The following is a 22,884-nucleotide window of genomic DNA, read 5'->3' as shown; positions in this document are numbered from 1 at the left end:
GACTCGCATGAGTGAATGCAGTGTTTTACATCTCATCGAACAAGGTGAATACGATGCTGCACTGGATTTACTAGAGACATGGCCGAATAGCACTTCGCGTACTTTTTACCGAGCCACATGTCATCTAAGTAAACCTTGTCCTGATTATGTTTTGGCAGAGAGTGGATTCAGCTCGTTGTTGGGTTTGGTCGATGATCTTGAGCTTCAAAAATTGGTTCGGTTGCGCTTAGCTATTTCGTTCCATGGCCAGAATCGCCTGGTGCAAGCATTGCTTGCGCTTGTTCCACTTTTAAAAGGATATCACTCCAATGGTGGAACAAGGTTGGCATATCAAAATTATGGGAATTTATGCTTTGAAATGGGTTTAGCCCATCATTGGTTGGCTTGCTGTCGAAAGGCAGGAGATTTATTTCATGATCGGCCTTTAGATCAGCAGGCAGCCCAGTTTCGATATCAACGCGGATTGGCCTATTTGATGACAGGTCAATTCGAAAAAGCATGGTCCGATCTTGAATATCGGTTTCAAGCAGGATGTGCTGTTGAACCCTCCTTGGCCTTGCCCAGATTGAGGTCTTTGATGGTTCACGATACTGGAGGGCGCTTGCTTCTGTATGGAGATCAGGGGCTGGGTGATATTTTGTTCTCGTTTCGGTTTGTGCCGCTTGTTCGAGATTTGTTTCGGTCAATATCATTGATTTGCCCACCTTCACTTGTAGCATTTTCAAAGGTATGTGGATTATTTGATGATGTGTTTGTGGTCGACCAGCTCGACGAAGAGTTGTTCGATGTTTGGTCTCCAATCAACAGCCTCCCCTGTCTTCTTGATGTGTCGTCAATTTCGGAGGTCCCACTGCAGCAGATCCAAATTTCAAATGACTCCATCCCTGAATGGTGTCAATCTTTGAAAGTATCCTCTCTAAGTAGGCCGCTTGTCGCATTGAATTGGCATGGCGGTTCTGATAAGGAGAGCCTTTTTTCTGCAGGAATTCGTGAACGATCCTTTCCGTTTGGGGAGTATGAAGCTGTAAGTGCGTTGAGTGATTGTTCTCTGCTTTCAGTGCAAGTTGGCCATACAGCTAGGCAGGCCATAGACTCTCACCTATCAAAACATTTTCTGCCTCAACAATATTATTTCGATCAAGAGCCTGCCGATTTTCTTTTGACAGCTTCCGTGTTGAAACAGGTTGATTTGTTGATTACAAATGATACATCTGTTGCCCATTTGGGTGGAGTTCTTGGCGTGCCGACGTGGGTTGTTTTGAAATGTCATCCCTACTGGCAGTGGGGGGACACCTCGGAATTCAATTCCTGGTACCCATCTGTGCGGTGTTTTCGGCAAAAAAAGCCTTTTGAATGGGGCGGCGCTATGGAGAATCTAGATGCTGCGTTGCGTGAGCATTTGCTTGCATCAGTGCAGACAAAATTTACTCCTCCGGTGTTAGATCTTTGAAGAATTTGTTCTTGAAGTGCTCAGTCGTAAAAAGCATATCCATTAAGTCATGGCAGCCTGCAAAATGAAGGAAATGACTTTCTTCTAAAATATGCTCTAGAAATACTTCTGGGTTTTTGCGTTCCTGACTGGTAAATGTTGTGAAGTTGTCAATCTGTTGTTTGATCTGAAGATACACTGCATAATGGACTCCAAATAAGACATTGAATTTGTAGTCAAGCACATCGATGAGATTGTGTTGGGCGAGGTGGAGATTGAGAGGGACCATCTCATGAAGAGCTCCCTTGCCGCCATCAGTCCAAGTTTTGTAGATCGTTCGAAAGTGGTTTTGGTGAGACTCCGGTGTAAAGGCTATGACGCCAGTATTAAATAATCTTCGTGTGAGGCTGTTAAATCCCCAAAGGTCGTAGTATCCATCAAATTTTTTCTGAAGATGGCTAAATTCTTCAAGAATATCTGGTGCTCTATTCAGAACAGTATTCCATTCATTTCTGAACCAATTCGGTTCTCGTGAGAGTGGGGACCCTTGGTCGATGACCATACTCACCTTTGACTGATCTCTCTTTTTCAAAGGATCAGGGCTGTGGGGACGAATGAAGATGTCTGAGTCTAGCCAGAGGGCTTGCTCATAAGCTAAGAGATCGGGGTGAGCCATGGCCAAAAGTTTTTGCCATGCAGGAGAGCGCTTGGTGTGAAAATGTTCCGTTGGTTCGATGAAATCTTTGAAAATGATTAGGTCGTAATTGTTCTGTTCGCACCATTGCCTCCAGCTTTTGCTGAAGAAGTTGTCCCATTGGTTGTAATAATCATCTCCAATCGTGCAAGTGACAACAGCGCGTGAGTTCTTGGTGGGCCCTGCTGTCATTCAGTTTCTCCAAGGAATTCAAGTATTTCCCTGTCTTTAAGGCTCTGCGATTCACCGCGGCAAACGTCTTGGAGCTGTCGTCCGGCGGCCACTTCTTGAAGGCAGCGCTGCAGATTGCTCACGGTGCTTTCCAGTTCATCAATCCGTTCCATCAGGTTGCGGATGACGTTCGCTTCCGCATCTGGAAGTGCCGAGTGGGCCAGCGGATTGATGCGCACGCCGCTCTGGTGGATCACGCGGCCAGGAATGCCCACCACCGTGCAGTCGGCCTCCACATCCCGCACGACCACCGAGCCCGCGCCGATGCGCGTGTTGGCGCCGATCGTGATAGCGCCTAGCACTTTGGCTCCAGCTCCCACCACCACGTTTTCAGCGAGGGTGGGGTGCCGTTTGCCGTGGTCCTTGCCTGTTCCTCCCAAGGTGACGCCTTGGTAAAGCAAACAACGGTGACCAACTTCGGCGGTCTCGCCAATCACCACTCCCATGCCGTGATCGATGAACACGCTGCTGCCAATGCGTGCACCGGGATGGATTTCAATGCCCGTCAGCCCTCTGCCGAGTTGGCTAAGGCATCGGGCCAGGAGTTTCAGTGGGAGGCTGCAGGTCCAGAGGCGGTGGCTGAGGCGGTGCAGGCTGATCGCATGAAAACCCGGGTAGCAGAACAAGATTTCCAGCCAGCCCCGGGCAGCCGGATCACGCTCGCGGATGATCGCGAGATCAGCGCGGATGTGGTCAAACATTCCCTCAGCTTGCCGCTGCAGGGGTCTGCAGCCCGATCTCCTTACGCAGCTGCTCGATCGTGTCGGCGCTGAGGTAGCTCTCAGCGCAGTGCACCTGGGGCATCCGCATCAGCTGGGAGCGGTTCTGGCGCAGGCTCTGCTCCACCAACGGCAGGCTGGGTCGGTCGCACAGCACATGGCTGGAGGCCCGCAGCAAGGCCAGCAAGCGGCTGCCCACATCTGGTGTCGCCGTCATCAGCAGCAGCTCATTGCCCCGCATGGAGTGCAGGATCACCTCTGCGGCGCGGAGGATGCCCGGGCTGATGCTCACGAGGCCCACACAGCTGCCCGGTCGCAGTTCCTTGAGCATCGCCAGCTCCTGGCGGAAATCGTTCAGGTCAACCGCCACGGCCCGGACTCCATGGGCCTTGGCCAGCTCTTCGATCGGTTGGAGGAAGTATCGGCTCGTCACCACCGTCCCGTTGCTGGAGCTTTGAAGCACACTCTCCAGCTCTTCCATCGGGACCACCTCCACCGGCACGTCCAGGCAAGGCTCGAGCTCTTCGGCGATCAACATCGAGGCTCCGATGTCTTCCCTTGGGGTGCTGACGAGCACACGGGCGCCGCATCGCAGTCGCCAGTCGATTTCCCGGGTCAGCATTTCCCGAGTCTGTTGAAGAGTGCAGCCGGCATTCAGCAGGCCGTCGACACACTTGCGCACTTCCCGATCAAGATCTGTGACACCGCGATTGCGGATGTGAGGTGGGGTTTTTATTTCCCTTGGTTTCTGCTGATCACGCACGTAGATGCCGGAACCAGCCATCGCTTCAACGACACCGTCAGTCTCGAGCTGGCGGTAGACCTTGCTGATCGTGTTGCGGTGCAGTCCGGTCTGCATCGCCAGCTGACGGGTGCTTGGCAATCGGTGCCCGGGCGGATAGTGCCGTGCGGCAATCGCGAAGCAGATTTGGTTGTACAGCTGGGTTGACGCCGGAATGTCGCTTTCCTGCTGGATGTGGAATCGCACGCCGGTGGGCCGGGTTGGAATGCGGCCACCCTAAGGAGCGAAAGGCTTGGTGACAATTGGTTCGGTGTCCTGTGAACCTGTGACAATCTCCAACTCCGATCGTGGTACCTGGGTTGTTGTTGACCAGGGGCCTGTGCCACTGCGTTGTTGGCATGCCGCTCCAGACTTGAAAAAGCGCGATAAAGACTCTGGAGCGTGTATTAATCGTGTCGTCATCGTGCTTCCCGAAGTGTTCGGCATCAATGCCTGGGTGCGCGGTGTGACGGAGCGCATCTCGTCACAAGGGCTTCCGTCTTTGGCGATGCCTCTCTTTGCTCGTACAGCTCCTGAGATGGCACTTGGTTACAGCGATGACGATCTTTTGAAGGGACGGCGGCACAAAGATCTCACCACGACGGATCAAATTCTCATCGATCTCTCAGCATCAATTGGCTGGATGCAGGCCCGCTATCCCGCTGCTGAGATTGCTGTGGTTGGCTTCTGCTTCGGGGGGCATGCCGCTCTGCTGGCGGCGACGTTGGCTTCGGTGAGTTCCAGTTTCGACTTTTATGGTGCTGGAGTTAGCCGTACCCGTCCTGGTGGGGGCCCTCCCTCTCTGGAGCTTCTGCCAGCTGTCAAAGGACGTTTGACCTGTGTTTGCGGCACCAACGATTCTTTGATCCCTGCCTCGGATCGTTCAGCCATTCAAACTGCGTTGCGTTTGGAGAATCCTTCAGGGGAGCGTCTTCGCTATGTGGAGATGAAAGGCGCTGAGCATGGCTTTATGTGCAAAGAACGCAACAACTTTCACCCCGATGCGGCGGCTCGGGGTTGGCAGCTGTTGATGGACAATCTCAAGGCGCCGGCTTGTTGAAAGCTCCCTGATTATTTGCCAGCAACCTTTGCAGCGGTTGGACGGGGCGGGGCTGGAATGGTGCGAACCGCCTTGGTCACCACAGCATCCTTCTTGTCGTCCTTCTTGACGAGAGGAGTTTTGCGAGGCGTAAGGAACATGATCATGTTTCGGCCTTCTCGCTTCGGTGCCTGTTGAATCTCGGCCTTCTCTTCCAGGTCCTTGGCCATCCGCCGCAAGAGTGTCTCTGCCAAAGCTGTGTGCTGGATTTCACGGCCTCGGAAGATCACCGTGCACTTCACCTTGTCACCAGCTTTCAGGAAGCGTTGCGCTTGCCCAATTCGGACGTCGTAATCGTGCAGGTCAATTTTGTAACGCATCTTGACTTCTTTGACTTCAGTCTGATGAGACTTTTTCTTCGCTTCTTTGGCTTTCTTTTCCTGTTCAAATTTGTATTTGCCATAGTCCATGATCCGGCATACAGGCGGATCTGCTTTTTCACTCACAAGAACCAGATCGAGTTCCCGATCTTTGGCAACACTCAATGCCTCTTCTCGACTGATCACCCCAAGTTGAGCTCCGTCTGAATCAACCACCCTTAGTTGGGGGTAATTGATCCGGTCGTTGATGTTGGGTAGCTCCCTGACAGGGGCACGACGATCAAACCGAGGACGTGGTGGCATTCAGACGGAGAAAGGAACAGACGCGGAACTTGATTTGATAAAAATGTCCGCAAGCTTCAGCTTAGTTGGCCTTCGATCAGCGTCATCGCTTCGGCGAGCGGATCCTGGTTTTGAAGCCAGTGGGGGTTGTGTTGGCGGCGGAACCAGGTGCGCTGGCGTTTGGCGAACTGGCGCGTGCGTTGCGTGCTGGTGTGGATGGCCATCGGAAGCGAGATTCGTCCCTGGAGAAATTGCAGTGCTTCTCCGTAACCAATGGTCTGCAGCAGCGGCAGTTCGGCCCCATAGCTCTCGGCCAGCCGTTGGCTTTCGTCCACCAAGCCGTCGGTATACAACTGTTCAGTGCGTCGACCAATCCGCTGGCGAAGATCAGGGGGATCAAGCCCCAGCTCCAGCACACGCCATGGCGGTGGGATCTTCTTTGCCTTAGCAGTGATCGGTTCTCCGGTTGCATAAAGCACCTCAAGCGCCCGCTGGGTGCGAACTGAATCCGCTGGAGCAATGCGTGCTGCTGCCTCCGGATCTGCGGCACGTAACAACGGGTGGCACGTGCTCTGCCCCAGTTGGCTGAGTTGTTCGCGGAGTGCCGGCTGAGGGGGCACGGCCGGCGGGCGAAGGCCACTGATGAGCGCTTTGAGATAGAGCCCGCTGCCGCCCACCAGCAAGGCCATGCCTTTGTGTTCCAGCTCCTGCTCGATCAGCGGCTCGGCTTCGTTTTGAAATTCCTGAAGGGTGATCGGTTGGTCCGGATTGCGCAGGTCCAAGAGGTGGTGGGGCACCCGCGCTTGTTGAGATGGCGTCGGCTTAGCGGTACCGATGTTCATTCCGCGATACAGCTGTCGGGAATCAACGTTGATCACCGGCACGGCGAGTCGTTCAGCAATCTCCAGTGAGAGAGCGGTTTTGCCGCTGGCGGTCGCTCCCAGCAAGACGATGACAAGGGGTTGGGAAGGCATCAAAAGCAACCTCTTGGGGGTGCACCCCTTGTGTGAATACTGTCTGAGTGGCCCCTGGGAGACGTTTTGGGTGGCCGGTGTTAGCCTGAACCTGCCAGGTCGAGGTCAGTGGCTTTTAAAGCTTGTCTCAACCTTGTTTCCTGGGTCTAGAGCTTCTGCATGAGCGACGCTTCCAAGGTCCAGAACGCCTATGGCGCTGAGCAGATTCAAGTCCTGGAAGGACTTGAGCCTGTTCGAAAGCGTCCTGGCATGTACATCGGCTCGACAGGGCCCCGAGGTTTGCACCACCTCGTTTACGAGGTGGTTGACAATGCTGTCGACGAAGCCCTTGCGGGTCACTGTGACGAGATTCAGGTGGTCCTGGGAGAAGACGGATCAGCCAGCGTTAGTGATAACGGACGTGGAATCCCCACGGACGTCCATCCCCGGACGGGAAAAAGCGCCCTTGAAACAGTTCTGACCGTGCTTCATGCCGGCGGTAAGTTCGGTGCTGGCGGTTACAAGGTGTCTGGTGGGCTCCACGGCGTGGGGGTGTCCGTCGTTAACGCTCTCAGTGAGTGGGTTCAGGTCACTGTTTGCCGTCAGGGCAAGGAACATCGGCAGAGGTTTGAGCGGGGTGCAGCAATCGGCAGTCTTGAGTCCGAGCCGCTACCCCCCGGTCAAGAGGACCGGACCGGCACGCGTGTGTCATTCAGACCCGATCTTGAGATCTTCACAAATGGGATTGTTTTTGATTACGCAACGCTTTCTGCACGTTTGCGCGAACTGGCTTATCTGAACGGGGGGGTCCGCATTGTTTTCCTGGATGAGCGCGAAGCGGCTCGTTCAGAGAATGGTGATCCGCATGAAGAGACGTATTTCTACGAAGGTGGCATCAAGGAATATGTCGCTTATATGAATAAGGAAAAAGATCCAATCCATCCTGACATTATCTATGTGAATTCAGAGAAAGATGGAGTGCAGGTTGAGGCCGCTTTGCAATGGTGCTCTGATGCCTATTCCGACAGTATTTTGGGCTTTGCTAACAATATTCGTACAGTTGATGGTGGTACTCATATTGAAGGTCTGAAGACCGTTCTGACCCGGACGCTCAATGCGTTTGCCAAGAAACTCGGTAAAAGAAAAGAATCAGACTCCAATCTTGCTGGTGAAAATATTCGCGAGGGCCTTACCGCAGTTCTGTCTGTGAAAGTCCCGGAGCCAGAGTTTGAGGGCCAGACAAAAACCAAACTAGGTAATACGGAAGTTCGGGGAATTGTCGATAATTTGGTTGGTGAATCTTTAAGCCAATTCTTAGAGTTTAATCCTTCTGTTATTGGTCTGATCCTGGAGAAGGCTATTCAGGCCTTCAATGCTGCAGAGGCTGCGCGCCGAGCGCGTGAACTGGTCCGCCGTAAAAGTGTGCTGGAGAGTTCGACACTCCCCGGTAAATTGGCAGATTGCAGTACAAGAGATCCGTCGGAATCGGAGATCTACATCGTTGAGGGTGATTCCGCAGGCGGTTCAGCCAAGCAAGGCCGCGACCGACGCTTCCAGGCAATTCTCCCCTTGCGGGGAAAAATCCTGAATATTGAAAAGACTGATGACGCAAAAATCTACAAAAATACTGAAATACAAGCATTAATTACAGCGCTTGGACTAGGTATTAAGGGTGAAGAATTTGATGAAAAAAATCTTCGTTATCATCGTGTTGTGATCATGACCGATGCGGATGTTGACGGCGCCCATATTCGTACCCTGCTCCTTACGTTCTTTTATCGTTATCAGAAAGAGCTCGTTGATGGCGGGTATATTTACATTGCATGTCCTCCTCTTTACAAAGTTGAGCGCGGTAAAAACCACACTTATTGTTACAACGAATCTGACTTGCAGAAAACTCTGGAGGGATTTGGTGAGAAGGCGAATTACACGATCCAGCGCTTCAAGGGTTTGGGTGAAATGATGCCAAAACAGTTGTGGGAAACAACAATGGACCCCACAACTCGGATGATGAAACGCGTAGAGATTGAAGATGCGCTGGAGGCTGATCGAATTTTCACCATTCTCATGGGTGACAAGGTTGCCCCTCGGCGTGAATTCATTGAAACTCATAGTGCTGAGTTGGATATGGCAGCCCTTGATATCTGATGAAGTTGTCGTCGACGTTCCTGATCCGATGGAGCTGGCTCCTATCCGTTGCATTGCTAGCCCCAGCAGCATTGCCTGCTGGCGGAGCTGAGCGCCATCAGCCTCAGTTGAGGAGACGATCTGATCGTGATCAGCGCCTTTTCACTGTCTCAAGTACAGATTTACGTTTAAGCCCAGTCACCATGGCTCCGGTACTGCGCAATTTGGCAGAGGGGACACAGTTGCGTGTTCTTCGACGCTGGAGAGGCGACGATGGGCAGCATTGGTTCCATGTTCAAGAGTTGACTGGTGAGAACTGTCGTGGCTGGATGCGGGCTTAGCATTGATTCATGGCGGTCTCCATATCTCATGCATTGTTGGTTGGTCTAGGTGCGATACCTGGGGCTTGGCTTCGTTTGCAGCTCGTCAACCGTTGGGAACCAGCTGTACCTAAAAAGCATTGGGGCACATTCGCTGTCAACATCAATGCCTGTTTTGCACTTGGGTTGGTTCATAGCTTGCATCAAGCATGTACCCCTAACTCCGCAACAACGGGATTGATCCTGCTTTTCGGGACTGGCTTTTTTGGAAGTCTCAGTACTTTCTCAACGTTCATCGTTGAAGTGTTGCAAGAGCTTCGTGCCGGCCGGCCTCTGAACGCTTGCCTTTTGTCGGTTGTGTCTGTCGTTGTCGGTCTACTGGCGGTGGCTTTCGGTTCTTGGTTGGGGCAGTTGGCATGATCACACAACCTTCGACGAACCTGACTCTGAAGCTGCAGCTCGAGGAGATGCTGCTGGTTGGTTTGGGTGCAGTACCGGGCGCCCTGTTGCGTTGGTTGGCGAGCGCGTACCTTGCCGATCAAAATCTGTTGGTGAATGTGGGGGGAGCGCTCTTGTTGGGATTTTTGGCAGGGTCCCCAAAGGCTCCAAAACGTCAATTGTTGCTAGGGGTGGGTTTTTGTGGTTCTGTCACCACTTTCAGTAGCTGGATGTTGTCAACGTTGAATATGATTTCCAGCGGGGAATGGGGCTCTGCTGTTGGTTTATTAGGACTGACATTAGGCATCGGTTTGGGTGCTGCGGCATTGGGTTTTTGTTTTGGACAAAGTGTCTCCAACAGGAGGATTTGAGAGGTGTGACTGTTGATAACTTGAACTTTTTTCAGATTTATCTGTCTGATGATGATTTGAATCCACCATCTTTGCTCGAGCCTTTGGCAAAAGGATTTCAAGCTTTGTTTCCCGATTATAGGTATCAGTATTTTCATCGCGATAGTTTGAGGTCATGCTTGATTCGGAATTTTTCTGAGGATGTGGTGTGGGCCTATGATCAATTGCGGCCTTACGCTTATAAAGCTGATTTGGCTCGTTATTGCTTACTTTATAAGTTTGGCGGTTGGTATGCTGATATCACCTTGAAGCCTGCAATGGGGTGTAAGGTGACAACTAAAACCCAGTTGGTTTATTTTTACGATCATGGTCAGGGTCCCTTTATGGCACTACATGCCTGTCAAAATGGCTTTATCTATGCCAAGAAGGGCCATGTGTTAATGAAAGATTTAATCGAAAGAATTATTGATAACTGTAGGAAGAAATATTATGGGGTAAATCCACTATCGCCGACTGGCCCAACGTTGTTTGGCGAGATAATGGCAAAATATGTGCCTGATCCATATTGTCATTATGGGCATTTTATGCAATTAACTCCTTCTCATCCTAAAAAAAATCTGGCTTATGTAGGGCCTGAAGGAGATGTTTTCGCATTTCATAAAACTGCTTGGATGCATCAAGCCTCGGCTTATTTGACGCTTGAGGAGATGGGGGCTAAGGGAGTTAATGATTACGCGAAAATGTGGTTCGATAAGGAAGTGTACCTTTAAAAAATGAGATTGCATTGAAAATCTCTTCAAGAGATTGATTTCGATTAGCTTAACTTGAAATATTTAATTTGTTATTACTCATTTATACGCTCTAAATAACAGTATTATAGATTGATGGCCTCTTTGCTAATTTGATAGTTGAAAGTTTTCTTTGGTTTGGATTGGGGGATAGGGCTTCTTATGAAACAAAAAGTGTGCTCACCCTGCCAATGCGCCTTCGATCGCTTCTTTCAAATCTGCATCGTCAGGGTCAACGCCACTCTTGAAGCGTCCAATGACGTCGCCATTTTTCCCGACAAGGAATTTTTCGAAATTCCAGGCCACATCTCCTGCCGGTTCCATCTGATTCAAGGTGGTGTAAGGCTCTGTCGTGCTTCCCATGGCGTGAACCTTGTCAAACAGTTCGAAGCTGGCGCCGTAGGTGGTGGAGCAAAAGCTCTTGATTTCATCCAGCGTTCCAGGCTCCTGTCCGCCGAAGTCATTGCAGGGAAAGCCAAGGACGCTGAGCCCTTTGCTGCCGTAGCTGTCCTGCAAAGCCTGAAGACCTGCATATTGCTTGGTGAAGCCGCAGCGACTGGCCACGTTCACGATCAAGACGACGTTCCCCGCGTAATCCCCTAGGCATTTCTGGCTGCCGTCGGGAGTCCGCACCTGCACGTCGCTCACGTTGATCGTCATGGACATCTTTCGGCGTTACCGAGACCATAACGCTCAGATCTCCCCATACACTTGGTCGTCGGCCGAGGGCTCATGGGTGAGGCAACGGGCGTCTCCACCAGCGGAATCACCGTCGAGCACGAGCTTCTGGCCGATGTGGTGTCCAGACAGCTCGAGGCAATGCTCGCTGTTGGTAACTACGACGCGGTCAAGCTGTTGCTTCAACCGGTTCAACCGGTGGACATCGCTGAGGCGATCAGCAATTTGCCAACAACGCTGCAAGCGATTGCGTTTCGCCTGCTTAGCAAGAATGAAGCGATCAGTGTCTATGAGTACCTGAGTACTCCCACGCAGCAACGCCTGCTGAGCAAGTTGCGTTCCAGTGAAGTGCTCGAGGTTGTGGAAGAGATGTCACCCGATGATCGGGTGCGTCTCTTCGATGAGCTGCCCGCGAAGGTTGTCCGACAGCTGCTCACGGAGCTCAGTCCGGATGAACGCAAAGTCACATCCGAGCTGCTTGGGTATCGAGCTGAAACCGCCGGTCGTCTGATGACGACTGAATTCATTGATCTCAAGGAAGGTCACACCGCACAGCAGGCTCTTGCCGTTGTGAGGCGACGGGCTAGAGAAACAGAAACGGTTTACAGCCTCTATGTCACCGACGCAGAGAGGCATCTCACGGGGATCTTGTCCTTACGCGATCTGGTCACAGCCGATCCCCAGGCCCGCATTGGTGATGTGATGACATCGGATGTGCTCAGCGTGCGCACCAACACGGATCAAGAGAAGGTTGCCCGAACAATCCAGCGTTACGACTTCCTGGCTGTGCCGGTGGTGGATCTCGAGCAGCGTCTTGTGGGGATCGTCACCGTTGATGACGTGATTGATGTCATTGAGCAGGAAGCCACCCGTGATCTCTACGCCGCAGGTGCTGTGCAGGCTGGCGATGATGACGATTACTTCACCAGTGATCTGTTTACCGTTGCTCGCCGGCGGGTGGTGTGGCTTGCCGTGCTTGTGGTCGCAAGTTTCTTCACCTCGGAAGTGATCGCTGCCAATGAGGCTGTTTTGCAGCGGGTGGTGTTGTTGGCGGCCTTCATCCCTTTATTGGGTGGAACCGGAGGGAATGTGGGTGCCCAGAGTTCCACGGTTGTGATCCGTGGTCTGAGCACGCAGAGCATTTCGGCGCTTGGCCGTTTGCGGGTGGTTGCCCGGGAGGCGATGGCTGGAGCGCTACTTGGGTTGTTGATGATGGTTCTTGTCGTCCCTTTCGCCTGGTTGCGGGGTGAGAGTGCTCTGGTGGGGATTTCGGTAGGAATCAGTCTTCTGGCCATTACGACCCTTGCCGCCACTGCTGGAGCCGCCTTCCCCTTGGTGTTTGACCGCATGGGGTTGGATCCGGCACTGATGTCCACGCCATTCATCACCACCTGTACAGACGTAGCTGGCACACTCATCTATCTCAAGACAGCTGGATGGCTGCTGAAAAACCTTCCACAGCTGCTGCAAGCAGGGAGTATTTCTACCCATTTCCTGCCTTCCTTGGTTTCCTGAGAGCTTGTTTACGTTTCTTAGGAGTATTGTTTACATAACTCAATGAAGCGTCATGGCACCTGTAGCCGCTGTTGCTTCCAAGCCTGCAGCCACCCCCACACGCACGGTCAGCGTTGATGTTGATCTTGTACGTTCCTATCTGCGGGACATCGGTCGCGTTCCTCTTCTGACTCACGAACAAGAGATCACTCTCGGCCGTCAAGTCCAGGAGTTGATGGATCTTGAAGCCACTGAGGCTGAGCTGGAGTCTCGTGATGGAGGCAAGCCAACCCGAGAGCAGTTGGCGAAGGCTTCCGGATTGAATGTGCTCCAGCTCAAGCGCAAATTCCAGAACGGTCGTCGCGCCAAGGAGCGCATGGTGGCAGCCAATCTTCGTCTGGTTGTGAGTGTCGCCAAGAAGTACACCAAGCGGAATATGGAATTACTCGATCTCATCCAGGAGGGAACGATCGGTTTGGTTCGTGGTGTTGAAAAGTTTGATCCAACCCGAGGTTATAAGTTCAGTACGTACGCATACTGGTGGATTCGTCAGGGCATCACCCGAGCAATCGCAGAGAAAAGCCGCACGATCCGCTTGCCAATTCACATCACTGAAATGTTGAACAAGCTTAAAAAAGGCCAGCGTGAGTTAAGCCAGGAACTTGGCCGCACTCCAACTGTTGGTGAGCTTGCTGAATTTGTTGAATTGCCAGAGGATGATGTCAAAGATTTAATGTGTCGTGCCCGTCAACCGGTCAGTCTCGAAATGAAGGTTGGTGACGGTGATGACACAGAGTTGCTCGAGTTGTTGTCTGGTGATTGTGAATTGCCAAGTGAGCAAGTTGAAGAAGATTGCTTGAAAGGCGATCTTCGCAGTCTCCTCGGTCAACTGCCCCATCTTCAGGAGCAAGTTCTACGAATGCGCTATGGAATGGATGGCGAAGATCCTATGAGCCTCACTGGGATCGGCCGGATTCTTGGTATGAGTCGAGATCGTGTTCGAAACCTTGAACGAGATGGTCTGGCGGGGTTGCGTCGGGTGAGTGATCAGGTTGAAGCTTACGTAGCCTGCTGATCCCTTATCAATAAAGTTGTTACATCACTAAGAATTTTATTCACTTCTGCTGGTCGTTCGTCATGAGGGCAATGACCAGCATTTTTAATGATGTTTAGGCTGCGAATGCAGCGTATGTTTGTTTTCCATCTTTTGGCTTCTTTGATCGGCTCCCAGGGATCTTGTTCACCCCAGATCATGTCAACGGGAGTTGACATGGTGGACATGAGCTCGGGGGCAAGCACATCGTCGAACAGGTTGATGAAGCCTCGGAATGCTTCTGCAGCTCCAGGTCTTTGAGTGGGTTCGTGAAGGAATTCCACCAACTGATTGTCAACGTTGTTTCCGCTTGGATAGGCCTGTTGCAGAACACTGCGAATGACCCCTGGGCGAGCAGCGTTTCGGAACAGACCAGTGCTTAACCAGCGTTGACGAACCAATCCTTTTAAGAGTGGTCGAACCCAGCGCATCCAGATCGGTTGCGTTGCCAGTTGTTTGTCATCCATCAGCCGCTGAGCGCAATCGATCAGGACGACGCCGCTGCATGGAGGATGTGCCCCTGTGGATTTTGTTCGGTTCAGTGCATCAGAAGCTTTTAGAGCGACGACGCCACCGATCGAATTCCCCACCAAAAGGACCGGACGTTTGATGACATCACGGCAGAACTCAGCGACTTGCTGACCCCAGAGATCAAAGCCATAGATAACAGAGTCTGATAGATCCGGCTCATCCTTCAGTCTTGCTTTGGGTTGCTCTGAGCGACCAAAACCGAGGAGGTCAATCGCATAGGTCGGAGCATGTCGAGCCAAGACGGGTTGGTTGAAGCGCCAATGATTGGTGTTGGCCCCGAAGCCGTGGATCAAGACAACGGCAATGTTGGCGTTGGTTGAATGAGAGGTTGCGTCAGCCAACGACCAGCCGATTGATCTCCCTTGCCAGATCCACTCGGATTGTTGTGATGTCATGCCTGAGCAGTGCTGTTATCTGGTTTGGTTGAACCAAACAACTTCGTTTCCAGATCTTTCACAACCACGTAAATCGGCGGCACCACGCCAAGAGATAGAACGGTGGCAACGACTAGCCCCCCGAAGATCACGGTGCCCAGGGATTGCTGGCTGTGCGCGCCTGCTCCATTGGCCACCACCAGGGGTAGGAAGCCTGCCAGTGCGGCAATGGCCGTCATCAGAATTGGCCGCAGCCGGGATTCGGCGGATTGCACAACCGCCTCACTGAACTTCAGCCCCTGCGTCAGTTTCTGCTCGGCCACCTCCACGATCAAGATGCCGTTTTTGGCTGCTAGTCCGATCAGCGTCACCAATCCCACCTGGGCGTAGATGTTCAGATCGATCGAGCGGATCGCCAGGAACGCCAAGGCGCCAAGCATGGCCAAAGGAACTGTGGCCAGGATGATCACGGGCGTGATGTAACTCTCGTATTGGGCTGAAAGCACGAGATACACGATCACAATTCCCAGCCCGAAAACCAGAATGCTGGCGTTGCCAGCGGAGAGCTGCAGGGCTGCCAGGCCGGTGAAGGCGTAATCGATGTTGTTCAGATTCTGTGCCTTGAACAGCTCCTGGATTGTTGCCAGGGCTTGACCACTGCTGCGTCCTGGTGCGGGTCCCCCCTGCAGCAGCACTGTTCGGGAGAGGTTGTAGTGGTTGATTGTTGGAGGTGCACTGCTGAGCTCGGCACTCGCAAATTGCGACACCTGCACCAGCTCACCGTCGCGGGAGCGCACGTAATAAGCCAGGATTTCATCGATGTTCTGGCGTTGCTCCGCTGTGCCTTGCACGTAGATATTGCGCACTTCTCCGCTTTGGTAGGTGATGCCTGAGTAGTTGCTGCCGGCGAGTATGGCGATCGAATCCATGGCCTCCTGGTAATCGATGTTGAGCGCTCCCATCACATCGCGGTTCACCGACAGCCCCATGGCGGGAGAACTGGGGTTGAACTGGGTGTAAACGTTGCTGAATTCGCCGCTGGCGTTGGCCTCGTTGATCAGTGCCTTGGCCATGTCAGCCAGCTGGTTGAAGCTGTATGCGCCGTTGCTTTCGTCGTTGAACTGGAAGTAGAAGCCACCTTGCGGTGAAAAGCCCGGAACGGCGGGTGGGCCAATCGCGACCGCCGTCCCATCGCTGAGTTGAATCAGCCTTGCGTTGAGGCGTTTGATGATGGCATCAGCGCTTTGATCAGCCCCGCGGCGTTCAGAGAGGGGTTTGAGGCCGAAGAAAAAGATGCCCTGGTCGGGACTGGAGCCGTTGAAGCCGGACCCGCTGATGATCGAGGCATTTTCAACGTCCTCTTCTTCACTGAGGGCTTTACCGATAGCACTCGCGAAGGTCTTGGTTGCGTTCAAGGAGGCGCCGTTTTGGAGTTGGTAAATGCCAAGTCCATAGCCCTGGTCTTCATCAGGAATGAAGGCCGTGGGAATGGCGCTGAAGGCAAACACCGTCAGCGCGATGCCTGCAGCCAGAGCGGCCAGCACGATCAGGCGAATCCGGATCAGGGTGCTGAGCACACTGGCGTAGAGCTTCTGCAGCCGTTCAAATCCGGCATTAAAGGCCTTGAAAATCCTGGGCAGGTTGCCCCCTGCCAGGCCGCCCACCAAGGCTCCGGCGATGTAAGTCCAGCTGCCAAACGACGTGGCGCTGAAGCGACCGAACGCCAGGCCGACGATGACGCCGATCACGATCCATGAGAAGCCGCGCGGATCTTTGGGTTTCTGTTTCGGAAGAATCAGCCCCGAGAGCATCGGGGAAAAGGTCAGTGCGTTGAAAGCGGAGATCGCAATGGAGAAGGCGATCGTCAACGCGAACTGCTGGTAGATGATTCCAATGCCTCCGGGGTAGAAGGCCACGGGGACGAACACCGCCATCAGCACAAGGGCGGTGGCGATCAAGGCACCAAACAGCTCGCCCATGCACTCGAGCGCTGCTTCGCGGGGCTTCATCCCCTTGTCGATGTTGCTGGAGACGGCCTCGATCACAACAATCGCGTCGTCCACCACCAGCCCTGTGGCCAGCACCAGGCCCAGCAGGGTGAGTTGATTGATCGAAAAGCCGAAGACCTTTAAAAAGGCAAAGGTGCCCACCAGAGAGATCGGGATCGCCAGGCTGGGTACCACCGTGGCCCGCCAGTTCTGGAGGAAGAGAAACAGAATGACCAGCACCAGAACAATTGCTAACCCGAGGGCATCGATCACACCATCCACAGAGGCTTCGATGAACTCGCCGATGTCGTAGATCTGATTCACAGTCACCCCAGGTGGAACAGTTTCTGCGAAGGCATTCATCTGCTTCGCCACGGCCTCCGACACATTTAAAGCATTACTTGTTGGCGTCTGGTACACACCGATCGTGAGAGATGGACGGCTCTGTTTGTCGATCGCTTGCATGAAATATGTATTGGTCCCATAGCGAACTTCCCCGACGTCTTCGAGTTTCAGCAGGTTGCCGGTGGCTGATCGATTGAGGATGACGTTATTGAAATCGTCGATTGAAATCAGGTTGCCGTTGTTCTCAACCAGAATCGGATAGGTGTAGGCCTGATCACTTGCGGCTGGCGGACCACCAACCAAGCCGCCGACCGCAACACTGTTCTGCGATTGCACAGCATTGATCACGTCCTCTGAGGTAAGACCATTGGCTGCCAATTTGTCGGGATCGACGAACAACCAGTAAGCAGGATTGGCGCCGCCATACACACTCACATTCGCGACACCGTCGATACGGGAGAGCGGGTAATAAAGCTGGTCGTAGATCAGACCATTGAGGTAGCCCGCATCGAACTGGCCGTCTGTGGAACCGATGTCGTAGGCCAGCAGAATTGAGGGGGTGCTTTGCTTGACGGAGACTCCAGTGGCTGCCACCTGTTCCGGTAGCTGGGGCATCGCCAGAGACACCCGGTTCTGCACATTGACCTGGTCGATATCGATGTCGGTGGTTTGGTCGAAATAGACATTGATTGTGCTGTTCCCCTCCATATCGCTGTTGGAGGTGATGTAACTGATCCCTGGAACACCATTGATCTGCTGTTCCAAAGGATTGGTCACCGCTTGTTCCGTCACCTCGGCATTGGCACCGCCGTAGACGGCGGTGACCTGAATCAGCGGATCAGCGATGTTCGGCAGGCTGGCAATCGGCAGGCTTGGAATCGCAATCAGCCCGATCAGCACGATCAGGATGCTGCAGACCGTGGTCAGCACCGGGCGCTTGATGAAGTTGTCGGAAAAAGACATCGCTCGCGATCAGTTCGTTGTCGCCGCGCCAGGCGTTGCGTTGTTGGGCTTTGAGGTAGTCGGTGATGCAGTGTTGGGTGTTGTGATCGCTGCGGTCTTGGTGTTTGAAACTTTTACGGGCATGCCGCTGCGCAGCATCACTGTGTTGCTGACCGCCACCACATCACCGGCTTTCAGTCCAGAGATCACGGGATAGAGATTGCGCTCTAATTTGCCTAATTCAACTTTTGTTTCCACCACAATTGGAGTGTTGCTCGGAAGTTTTTCGAGCGCTTTCTTGGTGCTTTCCGGGGTACTGGCCGAGGCTTTGATCTTGGGCAGCGCACGGCGCAGCGGAACCACCCGGTACACGAAAGGTTGTTCGGCCTGCATCATCACGGCCTGAACCGGTACCGCCAGGTTCTGTTTCATGCTGGTGATGATCTCTGTTTCCACCACCTGTCCACTACGGAGTTGTCCGTTGGGATTGGGGAAGGCCGCCTTCACCGTCACGGTGTTCGGACTGCTCGGATTGTTGTTGGTGTCGAAATAGGGCGAAATGAACACCACCGAGCCCTGGGCGGTGATGGGCGGGTTGCCCGGTGCCGTGATCCGCACCGGTTGGCCCTTTTTCACCTTCGAGATCTGGGATCCGGGGATCTGCATCAGGGTCCACAGCGTCGAGTTGTCGACGATCCCCGTGATCGTTTCGCCGGTTTTGAGATAGTCGCCAACCTTGACGCTGTCGAGGTTGCCGATCACACCGTTGATCGGCGAGCGCACCACTTTGTAGTTCAGGGTTGCAGCATCAGCCTGCGCTTCATCCCGCGATTGGATCGCTTCTGTGATGTAGCGATCCCGTTCCTTGGCGGATACAGCGCCCTGGGAATACAGGAAGGAATAGCGATCAGCGTTGACCTTGTCTTTGAGCGCCTCGGACTGTGCCGCTTGCAGGGTCGCCCGTTCCTGGATGTTGTCCAGCACCAGAATCACCTGGCCCGCTTTCACCGATTCTCCATCTCTGACGAGAATTTTCATCACCCGACCATCAATGGACGGCTTGAGGTCCACATTCGCTACCGACTCCAGTTCACTGATCGTTTCCAGCACAGGAGCGAAGTTCGCGTTCGCAACGGTTGTGGTCTGAATCGTCAGTGGGGTCTGCTTTTTCCTGTCTGAGCTGCCGCAGCTGCTCAGGATCAACCAGGCCGCAGCAGTGGTCAGGAACGCGAGGCGTCGGGAAAACCTGGCCAAAGGAGTTGAGCAGGCAATTTTCTGGCGAACATAGGGAAAAACAGACGGATTGTCTGCGACGTGAAGGCGATGTTGTCTGAACTCCACCAGACCCTCAGCGGGGTTCTCCTGGGGAAGAGCCACCAGCTGAAACTGGCGTTCAGCTGCCTGGTGGCGGGCGGACATCTGTTGCTGGAAGACCGGCCCGGCACAGGAAAATCCACCCTGGCTGAGGCGTTGGCCCGTTCCAGCTGTCTGGCGTTCAAGCGCGTCAGTTTCACTAGCGATTTACTGCCCGCTGATCTCACCGGCGTGAATGTGTTTGAGCAGAGCAGTGGGTCATTCCGTTTCCAGCCAGGACCGATCTTCACCCAGGTGCTGCTGGCCGATGAGATCAACCGGGCCAGCCCCCGCACCCAGAGCGCTCTGCTCGAGGCAATGGCAGCGGGACGGGTGAGCGTTGATGGGTCGAGTCATCCCCTGCCTCAGCCCTTTTTTGTGATTGCCACTCAGAACAGTCTGGATCAGGTGGGCACCAGCCCCTTGCCGGAGGCGCAGCTGGATCGCTTTCTGATGCGCCTCAGCCTGGGATACCCCAGCCGATCTGCAGAACGGGATCTGCTGCTGGGGAGAGCTCAGGGGCTTGATGGGCTCGAACCAGCGATTCAGTCGGCCGATCTGCAGGAGCTTCAGCAACGCTGTGAACTGCAGCACTGCGCAGACACCCTGATCGAGTACCTGTTGGATTTGGTGCAGACCACGCGGCGAGGCGGCGTTGGGTTGTCCCCTCGGGCCAGTCAGGGGCTGCTGTTGGCAGCCAAGGCCTGGTCGTTGTTCGAGCAGCGACCCCACGTCACGGTTGATGACGTCCAGGCCGTGTTGCCGGCGGTGGTGGAACATCGTCTGGACGGAGGGTCCCCGTCGGGATCAGACGGGGCGACTCCGTTGAGCATGGCTTTGCTGCAGCAGGTCAATGCGCTTCGTTAAGCCTCCGCTGATCCGCCGCCGCGAAGGCAGCGAACTTCGCCTCGGCCTGCGCACGCTTTATATCCTTCCAACCCGTTTTGGGTTGCTTTGGCTGGCGACAGCGGGCCTGCTGTATCTGGTGGGTCTTCAGATGCGCAGCAACGGCAGTTTGTTGCTCAGCTTTCTGCTGTTGGGTCTGATGCTGCTGTCGATGCATCTGACCCACGACAACCTCCAGGGGCTGAGCATCAAGTGTGGCGATCCAGAGCCGTCATTCGCCGGTCAGACGGTGCCGTACCCCTTGCTGATTCAGAGCCGCGATCCCAAACAACGGTTGGAACTTCAATTTCGGGGGGCCGACCCCCTCGTGTTGCTTCGCGTGTCCGCTGGAGAGACGGCTGTGGATCTGCCGTGGCAGGCGATGGAGCGGGGCTGGCAGACCCCCGGTCGACTCCACATCGAAACGACCGCGCCTTTGGGTTTGTTCGTCTGCTGGAGTGCGTGGGAACCCAGCCGGCAGCAGTTGATCTACCCCGCCCGTCGGGCCGGGCCTGTGGCCATCGAGCACCAAAATCTGCAATCCGATGGCCTGGAGGAATGGCAGGACGTCAAACCCCATCGCCCTGGTGAACGCCTGGCACTGGTGGATTGGACCAGCCTGGCGAAGGGCCGGCGTCTGCAGTCCAAGCAATTCGTCGATCCCAGCGAACAATCCCTGATGCTGGCGCCCGCACCTGGCCTGAACCGCGAACACGCCTTGGAGCATCTCGCCCACTGCATCTGGCAAATGCACCAACGGGGTGCGATCTATGGCCTGCGGTTGGCGGGGCAGACCCTTCATCCTCTCGATGGGGCGTCGCATCGCGATGCCTGCCTTGAATTGCTGGCCACTGCCAAGCGATGAGCACATCAGATCGGGCAGGAATCGACGCGTCGCGGGCCTGGCTCTGGGCAGCGATTCCACTGCTTCTGATCCAGTGCAGCGGCCTTGATCGTTCCCTGTTGCTGAGTTGGCCGACCGTTGCTCTGGTGTTGCTCGCCGCTCTCAAACTGTGGTTCGAAGACAGGAAAGCGGCCGACCGTCGCCTGGTGGCGTTACTGGAGCTCCTGAGCGTCGGTTTATTGGCCGCCCAGATGCCGGGGTTGCTGGCCAGCCTTCTCCAGTTGATCAGCACCCTGGTGGCCCTGGCCGGCTTGCTTGCCTTGGAGTGGTCGGCTGCCGGTTCACTGCGACAGGTTTTGCTTCGCAGCTTGCAGCTCACGGCGGCGGCGCTTCCGCTTGCCTTGGTGCTGTTTGTGTTCCTGCCGCGGCTTGGACCGTTGTGGCTGATCGATCAGGGGGCAGGGGGACGCGCCAGTACGGGGCTATCCCCGGATCTGGATCCGCTCGGCATCTCCGAGCTGGTGCGCAGCGATGCGCCAGCTGCTCGGGTGTCCTTTGCAGCCGGCCAGGCACCGCCCTTGAATCCCTATTGGAGGGTGCTTGTCCATGAACAATTCGATGGACGCCGCTGGCGTCGGATTCCGCCCCAGCGTCAGCAGCCATCGAACCGCGACGTCCCGACCGCGTCGGCCGACGCAAATCTTCAGTGGTGGACGATTGAGCCGTCACGGACCCAGGCCGTGCCCTGGGATGGTCAGTCCCGGCCGGCCAGCGCTGAACTGAAGAGCCTGCCCCTCGGAGAACTGCTGCTGCTTCAGCCGCCGGTGCAGCCGCGCTCCTATCGACTCCGGGCAGGACAGAGCGCCCAACTCTGGCAGCAGCGTGCTCCCGGCAGGGAAAATCTCGCGTTGCCGCCGAGCCGTGATCCACGCCTCCAGGCCTTGGCGGAGCGTTGGCGAGCCTTGCCGACCGACCGTGAGCGATTGGCGGCGGCGGAAGCGTGGTTCCGCGGCCAACCCTTCCGTTACAGCCTCCAACCCGGTGCTTTGCCCGCCGCTGGGCTGGACGGTTTTCTATTCGATCGGCAGGTGGGGTTTTGCGGGCATTACGCCAGTGCATTCGCTGCCTTGATGCGTTCAGCAGGTGTCCCGGCCCGGGTGGTGAGCGGCTATCAGGGTGGTCAGTGGGTCCAACCACTCAGCGGTCCGGCCTACCTCGATATCCGGCAGAGCGATGCCCATGCCTGGACGGAGGTGTGGCTGCAGGGACGGGGCTGGCAGCAGGTGGATCCCACCAGCTGGGCCAGCACGATCGATGCCACCGCCGCGGGAACGCTGGTGGAAGCAGAACGGGGGGCAGGACTGAACAGCTGGCGATGGTTGCAGCGCCAGTGGTGGGGCCTGGATTTCGCCTGGACCCAGTTCTGGCTGGGATTTGATGATTCCAGTCAACGGTCGTTGCTGGAGCGTCTTTTCGGGCCTCAGCAGCGTTGGATCGGCCTGATGGTTGTATTCGCTTCCGGGCTATCAGTGGCGCTTGGGGTTGTTGTGTTCCGTTGGCTGCAACGGGGAAGGAGTTCGGATCCGCTGCAGCTGAGTCTGCGGTTGCTGCATCGCCTCGGCATCGATCCAGAGCCTGGGGAATCCTTTCCTCGGTTGTGTCAGCGCGCCGCTCGGATGCACCCAGCATCGGCTGATCTGCTGCTGCAGATGGCCCGACAGCAACAACGTCTCGCCCATGCGCCGCTGTCGAGGCAGGAACGTCGCTCCAGGCGTTTGAGCTGGAGGCGATTGCGGCGTCAGCTGGCACGGAAGGCCTGAATGCCT

At 54.9% G+C, this 22,884-nt stretch carries 21 protein-coding genes; 12 read left to right on the top strand and 9 right to left on the bottom strand.

The window, feature by feature from the left end:
- Positions 1–7 precede the first annotated feature (7 nt).
- Positions 8–1,450 carry a hypothetical protein gene (locus SIB64_RS01165; RefSeq protein WP_413441518.1) on the top strand — a complete coding sequence of 481 codons (1,443 nt, stop codon included), beginning with the start codon at positions 8–10 and terminating at the stop codon, positions 1,448–1,450.
- Here the strand turns inward: SIB64_RS01165 and SIB64_RS01160 are convergent.
- Genes SIB64_RS01160 through SIB64_RS01150 form a run of 3 tightly spaced genes read right to left on the bottom strand, consistent with a single transcriptional unit; the run spans position 1,425 to position 4,061 of the window.
- Positions 1,425–2,315, bottom strand: coding sequence for a hypothetical protein (locus SIB64_RS01160; RefSeq protein ID WP_413441517.1), 891 nt, complete (start codon positions 2,313–2,315; stop codon positions 1,425–1,427). The genes SIB64_RS01165 and SIB64_RS01160 overlap by 26 nt on opposite strands.
- Positions 2,312–3,055, bottom strand: coding sequence for a serine O-acetyltransferase (gene cysE, locus SIB64_RS01155; protein ID WP_413441516.1), 744 nt, complete (start codon positions 3,053–3,055; stop codon positions 2,312–2,314). Before cysE ends, SIB64_RS01160 begins: the two co-directional genes overlap by 4 nt.
- 4 nt (positions 3,056–3,059) lie before the next feature.
- Positions 3,060–4,061, bottom strand: coding sequence for a GntR family transcriptional regulator (locus tag SIB64_RS01150; protein WP_413441515.1), 1,002 nt, complete (start codon positions 4,059–4,061; stop codon positions 3,060–3,062).
- Between the two features lie 79 nt (positions 4,062–4,140).
- Between SIB64_RS01150 and SIB64_RS01145 the strand changes: the two genes are divergently transcribed.
- Positions 4,141–4,914, top strand: a complete 774-nt coding sequence (locus SIB64_RS01145; RefSeq protein WP_413441514.1) for a dienelactone hydrolase family protein — start codon at positions 4,141–4,143, stop codon at positions 4,912–4,914.
- Between the two features lie 11 nt (positions 4,915–4,925).
- On the opposite strand, the gene infC is transcribed toward SIB64_RS01145, so the two are convergent.
- Positions 4,926–5,576, bottom strand: coding sequence for a translation initiation factor IF-3 (gene infC, locus SIB64_RS01140; RefSeq protein WP_413441513.1), 651 nt, complete (start codon positions 5,574–5,576; stop codon positions 4,926–4,928).
- Between the two features lie 56 nt (positions 5,577–5,632).
- A complete protein-coding gene (miaA, locus tag SIB64_RS01135) occupies positions 5,633–6,529 on the bottom strand; it encodes a tRNA (adenosine(37)-N6)-dimethylallyltransferase MiaA (RefSeq protein WP_413441512.1) in 897 nt (298 codons plus the stop codon).
- 159 nt (positions 6,530–6,688) lie between these two features.
- Between miaA and gyrB the strand changes: the two genes are divergently transcribed.
- The 5 genes from gyrB to SIB64_RS01110 are packed head-to-tail and all read left to right on the top strand — an operon-like array spanning position 6,689 to position 10,513.
- A complete protein-coding gene (gene gyrB / locus SIB64_RS01130) occupies positions 6,689–8,656 on the top strand; it encodes a DNA topoisomerase (ATP-hydrolyzing) subunit B (protein ID WP_413441511.1) in 1,968 nt (655 codons plus the stop codon).
- Entirely contained in the window at positions 8,656–8,976 is a 321-nt protein-coding gene (locus SIB64_RS01125) for an SH3 domain-containing protein (RefSeq protein WP_413441510.1), read from the top strand. Before gyrB ends, SIB64_RS01125 begins: the two co-directional genes overlap by 1 nt.
- 9 nt (positions 8,977–8,985) lie before the next feature.
- Complete coding sequence (locus tag SIB64_RS01120; protein ID WP_413441509.1) at positions 8,986–9,375, top strand: FluC/FEX family fluoride channel; 390 nt, start codon at positions 8,986–8,988, stop codon at positions 9,373–9,375.
- Positions 9,372–9,764 carry a fluoride efflux transporter FluC gene (locus SIB64_RS01115; RefSeq protein ID WP_413441508.1) on the top strand — a complete coding sequence of 131 codons (393 nt, stop codon included), beginning with the start codon at positions 9,372–9,374 and terminating at the stop codon, positions 9,762–9,764. Before SIB64_RS01120 ends, SIB64_RS01115 begins: the two co-directional genes overlap by 4 nt.
- A 5-nt stretch (positions 9,765–9,769) precedes the next feature.
- Positions 9,770–10,513 carry a glycosyltransferase gene (locus tag SIB64_RS01110; RefSeq protein ID WP_413441507.1) on the top strand — a complete coding sequence of 248 codons (744 nt, stop codon included), beginning with the start codon at positions 9,770–9,772 and terminating at the stop codon, positions 10,511–10,513.
- 198 nt (positions 10,514–10,711) lie between these two features.
- Here SIB64_RS01110 and SIB64_RS01105 read toward each other — a convergent pair whose 3' ends face one another.
- Positions 10,712–11,191, bottom strand: coding sequence for a glutathione peroxidase (locus tag SIB64_RS01105; protein WP_413441506.1), 480 nt, complete (start codon positions 11,189–11,191; stop codon positions 10,712–10,714).
- Positions 11,192–11,263: 72 nt separating this feature from the next.
- Here SIB64_RS01105 and mgtE point away from each other — a divergent pair, with 72 nt between their 5' ends.
- Together mgtE and SIB64_RS01095 are read left to right on the top strand one after the other, a co-directional pair.
- Positions 11,264–12,724: a magnesium transporter gene (gene mgtE, locus SIB64_RS01100; RefSeq protein ID WP_413442814.1), complete on the top strand. Its 1,461-nt coding sequence runs from the start codon at positions 11,264–11,266 to the stop codon at positions 12,722–12,724.
- Between the two features lie 52 nt (positions 12,725–12,776).
- Complete coding sequence (locus SIB64_RS01095) at positions 12,777–13,778, top strand: RpoD/SigA family RNA polymerase sigma factor (RefSeq protein WP_413441505.1); 1,002 nt, start codon at positions 12,777–12,779, stop codon at positions 13,776–13,778.
- On the opposite strand, the gene SIB64_RS01090 is transcribed toward SIB64_RS01095, so the two are convergent.
- Genes SIB64_RS01090 through SIB64_RS01080 form a run of 3 tightly spaced genes read right to left on the bottom strand, consistent with a single transcriptional unit; the run spans position 13,763 to position 19,395 of the window.
- On the bottom strand, positions 13,763–14,722 hold the full coding sequence (locus SIB64_RS01090) for an alpha/beta fold hydrolase (RefSeq protein WP_413441504.1): 960 nt from the start codon (positions 14,720–14,722) through the stop codon (positions 13,763–13,765). The two genes, SIB64_RS01095 and SIB64_RS01090, sit on opposite strands and share 16 nt — an antisense overlap.
- The gene (locus tag SIB64_RS01085; protein ID WP_413441503.1) at positions 14,719–17,997 is read right to left on the bottom strand and encodes an efflux RND transporter permease subunit; all 3,279 of its coding nucleotides are present in this window, start codon (positions 17,995–17,997) and stop codon (positions 14,719–14,721) included. The genes SIB64_RS01090 and SIB64_RS01085 overlap by 4 nt, the downstream gene beginning before the upstream one ends.
- Positions 17,998–18,006: 9 nt before the next feature.
- Positions 18,007–19,395: an efflux RND transporter periplasmic adaptor subunit gene (locus tag SIB64_RS01080; protein ID WP_413441502.1), complete on the bottom strand. Its 1,389-nt coding sequence runs from the start codon at positions 19,393–19,395 to the stop codon at positions 18,007–18,009.
- On the opposite strand from SIB64_RS01080, the gene SIB64_RS01075 reads away from it, so the two are divergent.
- From SIB64_RS01075 to SIB64_RS01065, 3 genes are read left to right on the top strand one after another with little or no spacing between them, the layout of a single operon-like run.
- Positions 19,381–20,196: an AAA family ATPase gene (locus SIB64_RS01075; RefSeq protein WP_413441501.1), complete on the top strand. Its 816-nt coding sequence runs from the start codon at positions 19,381–19,383 to the stop codon at positions 20,194–20,196. The genes SIB64_RS01080 and SIB64_RS01075 overlap by 15 nt on opposite strands.
- Positions 20,183–21,079, top strand: coding sequence for a DUF58 domain-containing protein (locus SIB64_RS01070; protein WP_413441500.1), 897 nt, complete (start codon positions 20,183–20,185; stop codon positions 21,077–21,079). Before SIB64_RS01075 ends, SIB64_RS01070 begins: the two co-directional genes overlap by 14 nt.
- On the top strand, positions 21,076–22,878 hold the full coding sequence (locus SIB64_RS01065; RefSeq protein ID WP_413441499.1) for a transglutaminaseTgpA domain-containing protein: 1,803 nt from the start codon (positions 21,076–21,078) through the stop codon (positions 22,876–22,878). Before SIB64_RS01070 ends, SIB64_RS01065 begins: the two co-directional genes overlap by 4 nt.
- Positions 22,879–22,884 lie beyond the last annotated feature (6 nt).

It is taken from the genome of Synechococcus sp. MIT S1220 (genome assembly GCF_047303025.1).
In the GTDB taxonomy this organism is placed as follows: domain Bacteria; phylum Cyanobacteriota; class Cyanobacteriia; order PCC-6307; family Cyanobiaceae; genus Parasynechococcus.
The sequence above is the reverse complement of the archived record's forward strand: the minus strand, read 5'-3'. Positions and strand labels throughout refer to the sequence as shown.